The organism is Chloracidobacterium thermophilum B, from assembly GCF_000226295.1.
Lineage (GTDB): Bacteria > Acidobacteriota > Blastocatellia > Chloracidobacteriales > Chloracidobacteriaceae > Chloracidobacterium > Chloracidobacterium thermophilum.
On sequence record NC_016024.1, the window covers coordinates 1,543,096 to 1,558,694 of the forward strand.

Below are 15,599 nucleotides of genomic sequence, written 5' to 3' on the forward strand. Positions count from 1 at the left end.
ATCCGCCGGTCATGCTGCCGGGGTGTTTTATCCGAACCCGAAAACTGTTAGTTTTCCGGTAACTTTTCGCCCTTCCCCCACAACCTGCTCTGGCAGGCACAGCCATGGCACAGGGCATGACCATCTCCGGTGAGGTTTACAGAACGGCATGAGCCAGCTTGACGCCCCGACCATGAAGTTTCGCATGAGCGACACACTCTTTACGGTGATTCGCACCGCACTCGATACCGGCGGGCCACGTCCACTTCTGGTGCTATACCTGCCTTATGGCATTGTGCGCGGACGCATTTCCCGTACGGTGACAGACACACTTTCCGCCGCCCGTGACGCGCGGCTGGAAAACGTCAGCCGCGTGCGCATCGAAACGGATGTCATCGAGCTGGATGACTGTGAAATCGAGCACTTCCAGAACCACATGCCCACCGCACACTTTCGCAAGCTGTACGTCCGCATGGACGCCGTGCAGAGCTTTGCCTTCGATGTCAAACACAACGAAGTCTTCCCTTTTGAACCCGAACCCCTGACGCCATGACGTTCCGCATCAAAGCCGTTCGTGAAGTTGAGCCAGCCCACCGCCCGCTGCCCCAGGTGCTGGACACGATTGGACAACCGCCCACCACGGGACTCCAGGTGTTTCTTTCCCGGCAGGCGGAAGAAAAGATTCTGCTGGCTGCCCCGCCCGAACAACCCAGCGAACTCCTGCCCGACCTGGCGCGCACCTTTCTCGGCGAGAACGAGTGCGGTGGGCTGCTCATCGGCAATGTCTATCAGACAGAAGCCGCTGGCTACCGGGTGACGTTCACGGCCATTGTGGACGCCATCCCGGCGCAGGAAGCCCAGGCCGGGCCGACCTTTGTGGAAATGGGCGCAACGGATTTGCTGGCTGTAACCAACTACCTGCAACGCCTGCGTGAGCGCCAACGGAACGTTACCGAAGCCGATCTGCGCATCGTGGGCTGGTATCACACCCATCCGGGGTTTGGGGTGTTTATGTCGGGCACAGACCAGGCCACCCAGCGGCAGGTGTTCGGTATGCCGTGGCAGGTGGCCGTCGTCTATGATCCGCTCAATGGCGAGTACGGCCTGTTTTACGGCAAGGACTCCACTCACCTGCCAGGATGGTATTTGTTCGACGCCCAGGCCGAAGGCTTCCCTTTCCTGCCTGCCCTGGCAACGGGTCTGGACGGCGTCGCTGCGCCGCGCCTGAGCAGCGACCTCTCACTGCGGCAACGTTTGATGACCGAGCTTGAAGCGGTGCGCCAGGGTGTGCGCGCCGCCCTTGCACGGTACCGTGACCCGGAAGCTTCGTGAAGGCTTCCGGCGGTCAACCAACCTCCCCTGTGGTCAGCACCGATGTGGATTGATACCGACCGTGCCTTTCAGGAATTTTGCCACCAGGCGTACACCCAGACCGAACTGGCCATTGATCTGGAGTTTCAGGGCGAAGGCCGCTACACCCCGCTTCTGTGTCTGGTGCAGTTGGGACTGCGTGACCGGTGTGTGGCGGTTGATCCCTTCCGCGTTAATCTCACCCCGCTTGCCCCGCTGCTGACTCATCCCGGCATTCGGAAAATCGTTCATGCCGGGGGACAGGACATCGTTCTGCTGCGGCGGGAAACCGATGCCATTCCGGTCAGTGTTTTCGACACCCAGATTGCCGCGGCGTTTCTCGGATACGGTGAAGCCACCGGCTATGCGGCTCTGGCGCAACGTTTCGCCAAGGTTTCACTCAGCAAAAAACAACAGTTCACGGATTGGACCCGCCGCCCCCTCCTGCCGGAGCAGATTGAATATGCCCTCAACGATGTGCGCTACCTGTTTCCGGTTTATGACGGTTTGCTCGAACAGCTTGCCCAGCACGGACGGACAGACTGGGTGCTGGATGCCTGTGCCGATGCCGTGGCGCAAGCGGTCAGGGTGCGTGAAACAGGGCAGGAATACCTGAAAATTGGCAAGCTTGGCTCGATGAGCCGCCGTGAACTGGCGGTATTGCGGGAGTTGTACCAGTGGCGCGAAGCTACGGCCCGCAGCCGCAACCGCCCGGTGGGAACCATTCTGCACGATGATGTGCTGCGGCAGATTGCCTACACGCTCCCCAGGACGGAAACTGCTCTGCGGCAGATGCGTGGGACGACCAATCTCTCGCGGGAACTGGTGACGGAAATTCTGGAGACCATCCAGCAGGCGCTGGCGCTGCCGGAAAGCGAGTGGCCCGAACCGGTCACTGTCCGCGAGTACGATCCCACGCTGGACGGTCTGGCAACCCTGCTGGGGGCGATTGTCCGGCTGCGCGCCGGAACACTCGACATTGCCCCCAACCTTCTGGCCACCCGCGATGACCTGCTCCGCTTCGCCGGGTGGGTCCTGCGCGGCCGCCCGGCGGCAGAGGCCGGACAGCTTGCCGTCCTGCAGGGCTGGCGGCGGTCTGTCATTGGCGAGCTTCTGCTCGACCTTGTGGCCGGCAAATCCCTGCTCCAGATTGCCCCGGAAGCGCCGGGCGCGCTGCGGATCATCCCACCGGCGCCCTCCACCCCCGCCGACGGGCAGCCGGACCCCGGCGATACGGCGTGACGCGATGTGGCTTGACAGTGCGGTTTATGCCGCTTTATCTTGGCGGCTTGCATCCGTTGACGCACGACATGGGGATGTAGCTCAGTTGGTAGAGCGCTGCGTTCGCAATGCAGAGGCCAGGGGTTCGACCCCCCTCATCTCCACTCCCCTTCAAAAGATTCCGCAAGCCGGGTTGTCCGACTCGTTCGGTGCGCCACAGCCCCGGCCCTCTGCCCTCTGTTTACGCCTTGCGGCGACGGCTTCAGCTACAGCCGCATTGTTGCCGGAAAACACACGGTGACGTAGTGTTTCGCGCAGAACCGGCGGCCTTCGCTGAGCCAGCTTTTGTGAAGCCTTGGCGGGAGTGTGAGATTCAAGTGAAACCTGCCGGGCAGGCCCTGCGTAAGGGGCTGCAACTCTGACTGTCCACAGTTCGCCGTTTCTGGAATACCATTGCGACCATGTCACTGCGCAACGTTCTTTGCCTCGTCTTTACCCTGCTCTTCCCTGAACCTGCCACCCTGTCGGCGCCGGCTCAGAACCCGGCGACAGACACGCCACCGGCAGGCGCTGTCGCGGGCATTGTTGCCCAAAAGCCTACACCACCGGCCACCCCACCGGGCGGGCAGGTGCCACCGTCACTTCCCGTTGCCGACCAACGCACCAAACGGGCGCTGGATGACCTGCCGACCACCCGGATTGGGATCACCCCCGGGCGCATCCTGCGCCTCCCCCTGCGGGAAGCCATTCTCATGGCGCTGCGCAACAACCAGGACATCGAAGTTGAGCGCGCCAATGTGCAGATTGCCCAGCAGAACGCGCGTGGCGCGTATGGCAGCTACGATCCCATTTTCCAGGCTGCCGTACAGTTTCAGTCCTCCACCTCGCCGACGGCGCAGACCTTCATCGGCGCGGAAGGTGGGGCCTTCAAGCGCAAGCAGCTCCAGTTCACGCCTACCCTGGTGCAGAGCCTCCCGACCGGCGGCAACTACTCGATTACCTTCACCAACGGCCGTGAAACGAACAACGCCGGTTCCGCCGGGTTGAGTCCGCAGTACTTCTCGACGCTTGACTTCCGCTTCACCCAACCGTTGTTTCGGAACTTCCGGTCGAGCGTCAACGAGCGGCAGGTGAAAATCAGCCGCAAGCAGTTGACCATCAGTGACGCCCAGTTCCGGCAGCGTGTCCTGACGACTATCGCTGCCGTCCAGTCGGCGTACTGGGATTTGGTCTTCGCCATCCGCAACCTGAACATCCAGCGGGACGCCGTTGAACTGGCAGACATCTCGCTGGCCGTCACCCGCCGCCAGGTGGAAGTCGGCACGAGCGCGCCCATCAACGTCGTCGAGAACGAATCCGAACTTGAAAACCGCAAAAATGCCGCCATTGCGGCCCTGCAGCAAATCACCACGGCCGAAAACCAGCTCAAGCAGCTCATTCTGGGCGATCCCCAGGCCGAAGAATGGCAGGCGGCCATTGAGCCAACCGACGACGTGGATTTCACCCCGGTTGAACTCGATGTGCAGCAGGCGCTCGCCAGCGCCATGCGCAACCGGCCGGAACTCGAACAAATCCGCTTGCAGCAGGAACTCAACGACATCGAGCGGCTGTTTGCCGAAAATCAGCGCAAACCCCAGGTGGATGTGTTTACCGCGCTGACGCTCAGCGGTCTGGCAGGTACATCCCGCCTCGAATCTATCCCCGGCGCGCCAGTGTTCATCAATCCACGCTTCATCGGCAGCTACGGCACCGCGCTCAACAACCTTTTCTCCTTCGACTTTCCGACCTACACCGTCGGCGCAAACATTTCCTTCACCTTCCGCAACCGGACGGCCAATGCGGTCGTGGGTCGGACGCTGGCTACGGGACGCCAGCTCAAGGCCCAGGAACGCAACCTTCAGCAGAGCATTCAGGTCGAAGTGCGCAATGGCCTGCAGGCGGTTGCCTCGGCCCGCCAGCGGGTGGAAGCCACCCGCGCGGCGCGGATTGCGGCTGAAACCCAACTGCGCGGTGAACAGCAGCGGTATGCCGCCGGACTTTCCACAACTTTTCTCATTCTCGACCGCCAGAACCGTCTCTCCATCGCCCGTGGCAACGAAATCCAGGCACTGACTGACTACAACAAGGCCGTGGCCCAACTGCAACGTACGCTGGGCACGTCGCTGACCGCCAATGGCATCGAGATTGTCCAGCCAGACCAGACACCTTGAAGAAGCCGGTCTGACCCGGCTGTGGCGCTGGTCGGAGCGGTTCACGGTCGGCTGGCTGGCACAGGTGGACTCGACCAATACGGCGCTCAAGGCACTGGCTCAGGCCGGAGCGCCGGATGGTTTCTGCCTCGGTGCAGACGAACAAACGGCTGGCCGGGGGCAGTATGGCCGCACGTGGCATTCGCCGGCCGGAGAAGGACTGTATTGCTCGCTTCTGTTCCGTCCACCGTGTCTGACCTCCGACCAGTTGCATCACGTCACCACCTTTGCCGGGCTGATGGTTCACGACACGCTGGCCCGGTTCGTGGGCACGCCAGCGCGCCTCGCCGTCAAAGAACCCAACGATGTCTTCCTCGATAGACGCAAGGTGGCCGGCATTCTGGTTGAAGCCGACTGGCAGGGCGGGGTGCTCCGCTTCGTGATTGTCGGCATCGGCGTCAACATCGGGCAGGTTTCGTTCCAGGAAGGGCTGCGTCAGCCAGCCACGTCCCTGCACCTGGCGCTTGGCGAAGCTGCGCCGCCGCGCGAGGCTGTCCTTGACGCACTCCTCAATGCCTTTCAGGACCACTGGGACGCCTTTCTGGCCGACCCGGCCGGCGTGGTTGCCGTGCGGCGGCAGGACATCTGTTTTCTCCCAAGCACTTTTCATGACCGGCAGGAACGTCCATACTAGCGTCAGCCCACGATCCTGTTCCGGGAGTAAACTTCATGCGCCATCCCGATGACTCTCCAGCCCGCCGTTCGTTTTCGTCAGGGCGGGCCGTCGCCATTCCGGTTGAACAAAACCGCAACTCCTCTCTTCTGTGGCTCATTCTGGCGACGGTGGCGACCCTGCTGCTGATGACGGTGCCGTTTGCTTCCGTCGTGACGTTCCCGATTCGGATGTTCGTCACCTTCATTCATGAAGGAAGTCATGCCTTGGCGGCCCTGCTCAGCGGGTTCTACGTCATCCGTATGACGATTCACTGGGACGGGAGTGGGCTGACGCTGACCTCCGGGCAAAATGTGTTCGTGGCCAGTGCCGGCTATCTGGGCACGATGTTGTTTGGCGTTTTCCTTCTGTATCAGGCGCAGCGCCGCGACCGCACCAGCCTGCTGCTGGTCGGGTCGGGTATTCTGGTGTTGCTGCTCACGATTCTGTTCGTGAACGGTCAGGCTTCGTGGCTCATGGTGCTGCCGCTGGCGCTGGCCGCAACACTGCTGTTGGGGAGCTTGCGGATGAACCTCCCGATGCCGTTTCGGTGGGGCATGCTTGGCGCCGGGGGGCTGCTGGTGCTGCTGCTGGCCGTGGTCTGCGTCATGACCGGGACATTCTACAGTTGGGTGGCCGGACTCAGCATAGGTATCAGCCTGATTGCTCTCGGCATCTTTATCAAACCCAACTGGGGGCAGTTCATTGCCAATTTTCTGGCCGTGCAGTGTTGTCTGGATGCCCTGTCGGACCTCAAAACACTGTTTTTCATCTCAACCCTGACGGACATCCAGAGCGATGCTGCGAGCATGGCGCGGATGACCGGCATTCCGGCTTTCATCTGGGCTTTCCTGTGGCTGGCTTCCGGCGTCCTGCTGCTGGGCGTGACGCTGTGGCTGATTTTCCAGCACCCGGCCCGCAAGGGCGTGGCGACTTCCTCCTCCGCACGTTAGACCGCAAACGGCGCAGACAATAACGGCTCAGACAATACGCGGTAACATTTCACGCGGCATCGCCCGAACCGTCCGACTCTCACGCACGAGCACCTGCCCTGGCGCGCCCTTGCGGGGGCGCGTCAGATGCCGTCGTTCCGCCACCCGTACGTCCACCCAGTCGTCCTGTTTGGCCTGCGAGAAATAGGCTGCCAGCTCCGCCGCCGCCAGAATGACCGCCGGTGGGACCACCTGCCGCTGCGGATTGCGGATGACGACATGCGCGCCGGGGTAATCGGCGGCGTGGAGCCACAGGTCATGCGGACGCGCCAGCTCGAAGGTGAGCCGGTCATTGTCGCGTGCGGTGCGTCCGACGACGATTTCGTACCCTTCGGGTCCCCGGTAGCGGCGCAGGCCGGACAGGTCAGCCCTTTCACGGCGCGCCCCGTTTGTCGGCGGTGGCGTGCGCGGCTGCAAATCAAACGGCACCCGGTCACGCAACTTCTGTACGCAGGTGGCCAGCACCGCTTCGTCCGCGGCCCCGGCCAGTTCCCGTTCACAGTCCAGTGCTGCCGACAGTTCGGCCTCCAGCGCGGCCCGCCGTTCGGCGTTGGCGACGAGTGTGCGTTGCGCCCGCTGGTAGCGCCGGAAGTACCGCTGGGCTGCCGCTGCGAGGTCTTCGGTGGGGGATTCAAGCGGGATCACCAGGGCCGACGGCGGCTCGGCATAGTAATCCACAACCTCCACACCCCCGGCCGTGCGCCTGGCCGTAGCGAGATTGGCGTACAGCAACTCACCCCACCGCCGGTACTGTTCCGCTTCCCCGGCCTGTGTATCGGCCACATCCAGTTTGTGCCGGGCCCGCTCAAGGCGTTTGCGCCAGGTGGTGAGGGCGTGCTGCCACTGCCGGCGTAGGGACGCCTGTGCGGCGCGGTGTTCCCGTCGGGCATAGAGCGCCGCCGCGGCCTCGTGCGCCGAAGCAAAGGTTGTCACGGGCAGCCCGGTTTCATGGCTCAACGGGAGCAGGAACACCTCCGGGCCTTCCGGTAACTCGTAGAGATAAAATGCCTGTGGATGGCACAGCTCCCGGTGGACGCGCTCAAAAGCCTCCCAGGGCGTGCCCGCTCGGGCCCGAAAGACCACTTCCCGCACCAGGCGCCGATGACAGCCACGCAGGGCATTTGACAGGAAAGCTTCCAGTTCGGCAAGCGTCTGCGGCAGGTTTTCTGGGGTCATGGCTGACCAGTCAGGGGCGGGGCCTGTGGTGGGCGGTGCGTGGTACGGCGTATTGGGAAGGCCCTCCCACGGACGCAGCGCCTCGACCACGCGCTCTTCGGCCGTCAGCAGCCACAGGTTGGCGTAGCGTCCGGTCAGGTCATGGCGGAGATGCCAGCGGGTGGGCTGCTCCGCTTCATCAAAACCGGCAAAGGTCAGCGTTACTGAACGCTCGGCCGGGGCTTTGACAACGCCGACAAGCCGCGCACCACGCAGCGCCTTCCGCAGCCGCGCAACGAAAGGCGGCTCGCCAGACAGGTCGGACTCCTGGGGATGGCGATGCGTCAGGTAAAACCGGCTGTCGTGCGGACGCGCCGCCAGCACCAGCCAGCGCCCATCCCGGCGGCGCAGATCGAGCGTCACGACGTCCCGCCCGATGGCAGACACCTTTCCGACCGGAAGCCCGGCATCCAGACGGTCAAGCGAGTCCTGCAACTCACGCACGAGCGCTGCCAGGAAAAAGCCATCCATGACGCATTCAGGAAACGACGCATTCAGGAAACGCCGGGGGCAGCCGGCCGCAGACCCTAGTTCGAGCGGTAGTTGGTAAACTGCATGTCAATCCCAAAGTCGTGGGCGCGCAGCCTGGCAATGACTTCCTGCAACACATCCCGGTCCTTGCCGCTGACACGTACCATGTCGCCATTGATGGCGGCCTGAACCTTGGCCTTGGTGTCCTTGATAAACTTGACGATTTCGCGGGCTTTTTCAGTTGGAATGCCCTGTTGCAGGGTCACGCGCTGCCGAACGGTTCCACCGGCCGCTGGCTCGATCTTTCCATAACTCAGCGCCTTGAGCGACACATTGCGCTTGACGAGCTTGGATTCGAGAATGTCTATGACGCTTTTGAGCTTGTATTCGTCGTCCGACACCAGAACGATGTCGCGGCCTTCAAGTTCGATTCGGCTCTGACTACCTTTGAAGTCGAAGCGCTGACCGATTTCCTTCATAGCCTGGTTGATGGCATTGGTGACTTCCGCCATATCAACCTGCGAAACGATGTCGAATGAGTTGTCCTTTGCCATAAATCAGCTACCCAAAGCCAAGTTATTGAAGATAAAGCTATTTGCAGGCACACAGAAAAGCCTGTTCTTACCTTGAAGCTTACTTTTGGCGCCGGGGTCACGCGGTTTCGGCTTCGAGTGCCAGGGCTTCGGCACGGGTCAGACACCGGACGCTCCGCACATCTTCGTTCAGCACGCGCACCCGCGGGTCATTGGCGCCGAAGAAATCCTCGTAGCCGTCCACTTCAATCACCTGCACGAACGGCGCCGTGCCGTCCCAGTCCAGCTCGTCCAGGTAGCGCAAACCGACTACCGCCTCGAAGCCGTCCACTTCCACTTCGCGCCAGCCAACCGGCACTCTGATGGTGCGCCCGCCCCACAGTTCGTAGGGCACGGTCACGTCCTCGTCGTGCCCGAAGGCTTCGGGCAGGTCAGTCGTGCATTCGTAAACAGGCCGGTAAACCACAGTAGCCATCATCGTCCTCCCGGCGTTTCAGGGCCGCCCGCGCCCATAGGTTGCCGCACAGACTGGCAAACGCCCGTGCCCGGCGTCAATCCGGCGTGCGGATAACAGGCTGTGACCACCGCCTGACTGCGAGTGTCCAGTTTCCGCCTGGACACAAGCCAAACCGCTGGGCACGGCTAAACCGTACACGGGCAAGGGCTTATGCGGGCTGTGTCCATGTGTCCACAAATTTCGCGCATAGGGGGGGGTATATATACGCATGATGCATGCACATCACTGACACAATCCCTTTTCAGCATTACGCCAGACATGCCCCATTGCATCTCCCGCTTACACTGCACGCTCCGCTTGTAAGGCTATATTTCTAATTTTCTGGATTTCTGGACACACTATATATAAACCGTTAGCAGCTAATAGTTTAGACGTGTCCAGCGGTTTGGACGCAAGCTGGACACAGTGGACATAGAGGGCAAAACAAAAACCGGCATTGCTGCCGGCTGTGGGTTTTGAGTACTTCGGGATGGGCCGGGTGGAACAGTCCGGGCCGGACTGCCTGCCCGCACTGCCTGCCTGCCGGGATTATCAGAGTAGTTCGCCCGCGCCGTTTGCGCCCGGCTCCATCACCCCGTAGCTCCGTTCGATGACGATTTCCGTCTTGCCCGTGGCGTCATCCAGCCCGTGGCTGACACGCTCCATCCGTTGCAGGTTGGTCAACGTCTCGCTGGAAATCTTTGCCGCCTTGAGCGTCTCGAAGGCCAGCCGCTTGTCGTCCAGCGTCTCCGCCGCCCGGTGAGCTTCCAGCCCGCGCCAGAGCAGTTCCCGCACCTGTTCGGCTTCCGCCTGATGACGCCGGATAACGTCCGCCGCCAGTTCCGCCGCCGTGTCAATCGCCGCCGCCCTTTTTTCCGGGTCGGTGATGGCTGTGCCGGTGACTTGCGCCATGGCTTTGCGCCGCACCATTTCCGCCGCGTCCGTCCCATCGCCCCAGCCTTCGGCTTTGGCGCGCCGGACAATGGCTGCCTTGTCAATGCCGTACCGGGATGCCAGCAGCCCGAAGCTCAATCCGGCTTCCCGTTCCGCACGAATCTGCGCCCATGTGTCACGCGATAGTCTTGGCATAGCTTGTTACCTCGTCAGTCGGTTATGCCACAGCGCACGGCTGTGCGCCGTCTGTAATCGTCTCTGGCGCGTTCTGCGCCGGGATTGTGTGGGTTGGGTTGTCCAGCAGCGCCAGAATCTCGATAAAGGCTTCCAGCTTCGAGACGGCCATAGGCAGGCTTTCACGCGCTTCCTGTTCGAGCTTGTCCAGGTAGCCAAGCAGCCACGCACTGGCTGTGCTTCGGCGCGCTTCCTGCAATCGCCACTGGAAGGCGGTTTCGGGGCTGCCGGTGACGAACACGGCTGCCAGCCACAGCCACGTCGGGCTGGTACGTGCGTCAATATAGCCCTCCATCCCTTCGCCTGCTCCCGGCGGGTTGCTGACGGCTTTGCGCGCCAGCTTCGCCAGGTAGCAGCGTGCGACAGGTTCCGTCTCTGCCCTGAAAGCGGCTTCGATGCGTTCGAGTATCGCCTTCCGCCCCCCGGTGTCCCCCCGTACCAGCCGCTTGCCGTCCGGGTCAACGGCAACGTCGTTCAGCGCCCAACTCATGTGCAGCGCCGCCAGCCGGTTCAGGAAGTCTCCGGGAGTGCCGGGTTGCAGGTAGGCTTCGAGTTCCTGACGCACAGACTCCACCGGGTACTTGTGGATGTCCCGGCGTAGCTGTTCGAGAAACAGCCGTAGTGCCGGGTCGGTTTCCATTGCCAGGCAGCCGTCAATCTGCGCCTGCAACCGCGCCACGTCGTCCGCTTGGCTGTCCGCTTTGCCGGGCTGTGTACTTTGCCCTGTAGTGCCTTTGGACGCATTCTGTGGCGCGTCTGAAGGTAAAGTGTCAACCGCCGGTTCAGCGCGCGTCTGTGCCTGTCTGAATGCGCCCGAAGTATTCGTCCGGGTTGGGCTGGCGGGCTGGCGGGCGTGTGCCGGGGTTGACGGTGACGTGCCGGACGCCTTGCGCAGCAGGTTGGCAACGCTTCCTTCCACGTCCGGCTCGAACGGCTCGAAGCGTGACTTCGCCGCCGGTGACGATTCACCCGCCGGGAGTGCGCCGGCATCCACTTCGCCGGACTGTGTACTTTGCCCTGTAATGCCGCCAGACGCATTCTGCGTTGCGGGTGTGCGGGTTGGGTCATCCCGAAAGAAATCAAACAGAATGCCTGTGCCAATGACTTTCATTCGTCACCTCCCAGCTTTTCCAGCGCTTCATCCAGCGCCTTGTCTGGTATGCAGAAAAGACGCTTGTATCCCTTCACCAGGCGTACGGTCACGGTATCCCGCCCGCCGCTTGTTTTCAGCACATTCAAGTCTGCCAGCGTCTTTCTGGCGAGTTTGAAGTCAAATCCACGCACCGCGTCCTTGAAGCCTTCGGGAGTGAACAGGTATTCCCGCCCGTCATCTGTATCGCGGTAGTAACCGGCCCGGTCATGTACGACTACATCCTTAGTGCATTCGCTGAACTTCGAGTCGCCGTACTTGTCAATGAAGTCGCGCATCCGGCGCAGTATGTCCACCTGCTCGAAGTCGGTTCCGGCAGCCCGTCTCCGGGCCCACAGCCGGTAGCAGTAACGCGCCGCGTCAAATGCCGTCCCCCGCTGCCAGCCGGTAATGCCATACCGGGTTGCCAGTTCGCCGGCCAAAGCCACCAGCGCCATTGAAGTCAGCACGCGGCTGGCTTGTGCGCCTACCGGCACGCCGTCGCTTTCAACCGCCCTGCGCAGACGGGCAACGCACTCGCTTAGTTCCGAGTCCAGCCCGTTCATATCATCGCAAACAAGCCGTTCCAGAAACGCCCGCAAAGGCGTGCCGTAGTACCGACGGACAGCCTGGCGCAAGGTATCAGCAAGGGTTTCGCCCGACTTGTAGCCGTGGAGTTCCGTGAACGCGCCGTACCGTTCTTCCGCCGGGATTTCAATAAACCGCACAACCTGCCCGGCGTTGACGCTGCGTTTGTCCTTGTCCATCGCCAGCAGCGTTTCCAGCGTCTTTTCGCCGGTCGAAAGCGCCGCCACCCGCCAGCGTTGCGTTGGCGCCGCCCCTACGCCGTGCTTGTACACCGTGGCGCGTTGCTTGGCTGCGCCATTCGCCAGTGTGTAAATCGCGCCATCCAGCACATCCGGCTTCACCTGCCCGATTTCGTCCAGCGCCAGGAAGCCATCACAGTACGTTAGCGCCTTCTGCTCCAGCCCGTTATCTGTAGCCCGCCAGGTTGCTACCAGCTCCGGCGGCCCGACAACGGAGTTTGCCGCTAGCAGGCAGGTCGTCTTGCCGGTCGTACTCCGCCCGACAAGCTGTGCCAGTACGGAGTTATGATCGGTCAGCTTGAGTAACGGCCCGGCAAAAGCCAGAGAGATTGAGAACACCAGCAAGGGGTTCCCTGTAGCCAACGCCGCAACCGACTTCTGCCAATCCGCAAGCTCGCCACTCGTCAGAGGTTCATTTGTCGCCCGCTTGCCCGTGAACAGGATGGTGACGCCCTTCCCTATGGTGACATCCGGGAAAACGTACTGCTGCTTGTGCCAGCCGGTACGCTCTGTGGTGTATTCCCACTGGGGTGAGGATTGTTGCAGGTATTCCTCAAGCCGTGCCCTGGCGCTCTTGCTGTGGGTCTCCAGTGTGGCGCCTTCGTCCAACAGAGTTTTACGATATTCCAGTGAAGCCAGTTCCTTGCGGGGTAGCACTACATCACGCCAGCCGCTTCCGTCATAAACATCCAGCCTTACGCCTTGGGCACCGTCAGGCCACTCGATGGTTCGCGCCTTCCGCCGGATCGGGCTACACAGCCAGGTTTCCGTCGGCACCGGCACGACTTTCCCAAACTGTTTTTCGTGTTCGATGCCACAGTGATAGACGCCTGCCTTGTATTCCTGTTCGCCGATGACCGCCGGCTCTTCGAGCAGCCAGTAGCACGGGCGTTCGTCCAGTCCGGGCCGGACGGGTTGCGACAGGATGCTCTCGACATCAACCTGCCGGCGCACAGCGTCCAGACCTTCCGCCCGCGCCAGGTCGTTGAAGTCGGTGTCCTTTTCGCCGCGTTCCCCTGACCAGGGCGGAACGACAACCACCGCCCCGACAGAGCAGGCTGCCTTTTCGGCTTTGGTGACCCCGGGGTTGCCGGCGGTTTTCCAGTCGTCATCGGCGCAGATGACCAGCTTTTGCCCTGGGAACTTCTCCCGCAGGGCGCGCGCCGCCGGCAGCAGGTTGCCGCAATTCATCGCCGCCGCAACCGGTAACCCGGTAGCCTCGTGCAGCGTTGCGCCCGTTGCCCATCCCTCGCAGACAAGGATAGCCTTGCCGCGCTCAAAATCCTCGCGCGTGCCGAACGGATGAAACAGCCCGGAGACGCGCCCGCCCTTGAGAAACCGCTTTCCGCCGTCCGGCTGGATAAGCTGAAGGTTCCATATTTGCCACTCGGCATCGCGTAGCGGAACGAACAGTACGTCGGAGAGTCCGCCCCATCCGGTGCGCGCACTGTGGGGCTGAACGTTTTTGCGTTGCAGGTAGGGGTTGTCGGTGGTAGCAGCCCTTGACCGCCGCCACAGACGCTCCGCCTTGCCCTTTGCTACCAGGTGCCTTGCCTGTTCTTCCCGTTGCTGCGCCTCCCTGATCTGGCGTAGTTCCCGGTCGAAAGCTTCCTTCTCCCCGGACGTGGACGGTTCCCGGGAGTGCCATTCGTGGTGCTCACCGGTACGCCAGTCGCCAAACTCGATGAAGTACGATTCCTTCCCCCTCCCGTACTTCACCCGCGTGACACGGGCCCACCCGGATAGACTACTTCCGGTCGTCTTGAAGCGAATCGGGGTTTTCCCTGTCTCGTACAGCTTCTCCGGGGCGCCGCCCAGCGTTTCACGGATAAGGTGCAGCGCGAAGCCTAGCGGGTCTTCGTGACTCCACGGCACAGATTTTTTATCCGGCTTGCTGTCCGGCGCGGCTGTGTCCGCCGCCTTGCCGGAGTCGTCTGGCGCGGCTTTCCGGGGCGCCTTGCCGGTGCGCTTGCTAGTGTGTTCTGGCGTGGCTTTCCGGGGTGATTTGCCGGCGCGCTTGCCGGTGTGTTTTGGCGCGGCTTTTTTAGCCGGCTTGCCAGGCTTTTCCGGCGCAGGGTTTTCCGGCGGCAGTCCTGCCGGTGCGGTTACCGGGGCTTTCGGGGCGCGCCCGCTTTTCCGCGCCCTGCCGGTTTCTGTCTTGCGCGGCCCGTCGTGGCGCAGCAGTTCCGTCGTGGGCGCCCCGTTGAGACTGGACGCTCCCGCCCGCGCCACACGCCGTCCGCGCGTCTTTTTCCGCGGCCCGTCATCCGGCAAAGGCCCTGCCTGAACGGGTTGGGGTTGTCCGTGCAGAGAATCCTGTGTAGTATTCAACTCAAACATTTTTTCCTCCATTAGCGGCCCGATACGGCGCGTATCCGTACCGGGCTGTAACTTTTGGTCACTGATTTCGCGCAATCCCGTTCAGAAGGGTGGCGGTTCGTTTATCGCCTTGCCGGACTCGTCGCACTCCACCAGTACCGGCACTGTGGTGGGAGCGTTACCGTCCCACCACTCCGGTGGGAGCAGGGTTTTGTGAATGATGAAGTGGCGCGCGGCTGGCGGCTCGAAGTCCTTGGCCTTGGTGCAGGCAAACGTCCGCACCCTGTTCTGCTTCACTTCAAGCTGGTAAATCACGTCCATCGCCGCCGGCAGCGATGAGTAGCCGCGCGCGCGCCCCTTATCGCTGTGACCGGAGTGATGGACAATCAGCACGGTGCAGCCATAGCGAAGGCGCATCGCGTCGCACGCGGTCAGGAAGCCGCCCATACCGCCGGCACTGTTCTCATCGCCGGTAAAGCAGCGCGCCAAGGTGTCAATAACCACCAGCAGCGGCTTCCCGTACCGGATGGCAACCGCGTCAATGCCCTCGATAACCGCGCCTACGCTGTCGGGCAGTCCGGCAATGCACTCTGAAAAGAGCAGCGGCACATCGGGAGACGATTCCTGTCCGTTCACCCTTTCCCACGCGGCCAGCCGCCGGGCCAGCCCCCGGTAGCCTTCGCCCGCCAGGTAGATTGCCGTCCCCCGCCGGGTCTGGCGTCCGCACCAGGCGCGTCCGGTTGCGACAGACGCGGCCCAGTCCAGCGCCAGCAGCGACTTTCCGGCTGCCGGTTCGCCGAACAGAAGGGCGAGCGTATTGGCTTCGAGAAAACCTTGAATCAGCCAATCGTGCGACAGCGGGTTGCGCCGCAGCTCGAAAGCCGATGTCATCCTGAATCTCCGGCCGCGCCCTGACGCATTGTTCAGCGCCGGTTCCAGTTGACCGTTCGTGCAGTTAGATTTAGCTTCCATATAAGCCTTTTTCCTTTCCCGGCCCGGTCACAGTCTCCCTCTGTGCCGGGTCGAAACTTTTAGGAA

Annotated in this window: 13 protein-coding genes and 1 tRNA gene; 7 read left to right on the top strand and 7 right to left on the bottom strand. The window is 62.3% G+C overall.

Features of this window, described 5'->3' with window-relative positions; genetic code table 11:
• The first annotated feature begins 148 nt into the window (after positions 1-148).
• The 7 genes from CABTHER_RS06390 to CABTHER_RS15675 all read left to right on the top strand — a co-directional run bounded on the left by CABTHER_RS06390 (position 149) and on the right by CABTHER_RS15675 (position 6,404).
• Complete coding sequence (locus CABTHER_RS06390) at positions 149-532, top strand: hypothetical protein (protein WP_014099791.1); 384 nt, start codon at positions 149-151, stop codon at positions 530-532.
• Positions 529-1,311: a Mov34/MPN/PAD-1 family protein gene (locus CABTHER_RS06395; RefSeq protein ID WP_014099792.1), complete on the top strand. Its 783-nt coding sequence runs from the start codon at positions 529-531 to the stop codon at positions 1,309-1,311. The genes CABTHER_RS06390 and CABTHER_RS06395 overlap by 4 nt, the downstream gene beginning before the upstream one ends.
• A gap of 42 nt (positions 1,312-1,353) precedes the next feature.
• Positions 1,354-2,571 carry a ribonuclease D gene (locus CABTHER_RS06400; protein WP_014099793.1) on the top strand — a complete coding sequence of 406 codons (1,218 nt, stop codon included), beginning with the start codon at positions 1,354-1,356 and terminating at the stop codon, positions 2,569-2,571.
• Positions 2,572-2,641: 70 nt separating this feature from the next.
• Positions 2,642-2,714, top strand: a tRNA-Ala gene (locus tag CABTHER_RS06405).
• 297 nt (positions 2,715-3,011) lie between these two features.
• Entirely contained in the window at positions 3,012-4,760 is a 1,749-nt protein-coding gene (locus CABTHER_RS06410) for a TolC family protein (RefSeq protein WP_014099794.1), read from the top strand.
• Complete coding sequence (locus tag CABTHER_RS06415) at positions 4,723-5,433, top strand: biotin--[acetyl-CoA-carboxylase] ligase (RefSeq protein WP_081464744.1); 711 nt, start codon at positions 4,723-4,725, stop codon at positions 5,431-5,433. The genes CABTHER_RS06410 and CABTHER_RS06415 overlap by 38 nt, the downstream gene beginning before the upstream one ends.
• Positions 5,434-5,468: 35 nt before the next feature.
• A complete protein-coding gene (locus CABTHER_RS15675; protein WP_014099796.1) occupies positions 5,469-6,404 on the top strand; it encodes a M50 family metallopeptidase in 936 nt (311 codons plus the stop codon).
• Between the two features lie 27 nt (positions 6,405-6,431).
• On the opposite strand, the gene CABTHER_RS06425 is transcribed toward CABTHER_RS15675, so the two are convergent.
• The 7 genes from CABTHER_RS06425 to CABTHER_RS06455 all read right to left on the bottom strand — a co-directional run bounded on the left by CABTHER_RS06425 (position 6,432) and on the right by CABTHER_RS06455 (position 15,533).
• Positions 6,432-8,129 (bottom strand): Rqc2 family fibronectin-binding protein, encoded by a 1,698-nt coding sequence (locus tag CABTHER_RS06425; RefSeq protein WP_014099797.1) that lies wholly within the window; start codon positions 8,127-8,129, stop codon positions 6,432-6,434.
• 56 nt (positions 8,130-8,185) lie between these two features.
• Complete coding sequence (locus CABTHER_RS06430; protein ID WP_014099798.1) at positions 8,186-8,683, bottom strand: YajQ family cyclic di-GMP-binding protein; 498 nt, start codon at positions 8,681-8,683, stop codon at positions 8,186-8,188.
• 97 nt (positions 8,684-8,780) lie between these two features.
• Positions 8,781-9,137, bottom strand: a complete 357-nt coding sequence (locus CABTHER_RS06435; RefSeq protein WP_228374031.1) for a hypothetical protein — start codon at positions 9,135-9,137, stop codon at positions 8,781-8,783.
• Positions 9,138-9,710: 573 nt separating this feature from the next.
• Positions 9,711-10,247, bottom strand: coding sequence for a hypothetical protein (locus CABTHER_RS06440; RefSeq protein WP_081464745.1), 537 nt, complete (start codon positions 10,245-10,247; stop codon positions 9,711-9,713).
• Positions 10,248-10,269: 22 nt separating this feature from the next.
• On the bottom strand, positions 10,270-11,397 hold the full coding sequence (locus CABTHER_RS06445; RefSeq protein WP_014099800.1) for a hypothetical protein: 1,128 nt from the start codon (positions 11,395-11,397) through the stop codon (positions 10,270-10,272).
• The gene (locus CABTHER_RS06450; protein ID WP_212770161.1) at positions 11,394-14,516 is read right to left on the bottom strand and encodes a DUF927 domain-containing protein; all 3,123 of its coding nucleotides are present in this window, start codon (positions 14,514-14,516) and stop codon (positions 11,394-11,396) included. The genes CABTHER_RS06445 and CABTHER_RS06450 overlap by 4 nt, the downstream gene beginning before the upstream one ends.
• 147 nt (positions 14,517-14,663) lie before the next feature.
• On the bottom strand, positions 14,664-15,533 hold the full coding sequence (locus CABTHER_RS06455) for an AAA family ATPase (RefSeq protein ID WP_228374032.1): 870 nt from the start codon (positions 15,531-15,533) through the stop codon (positions 14,664-14,666).
• Positions 15,534-15,599: the final 66 nt, after the last annotated feature.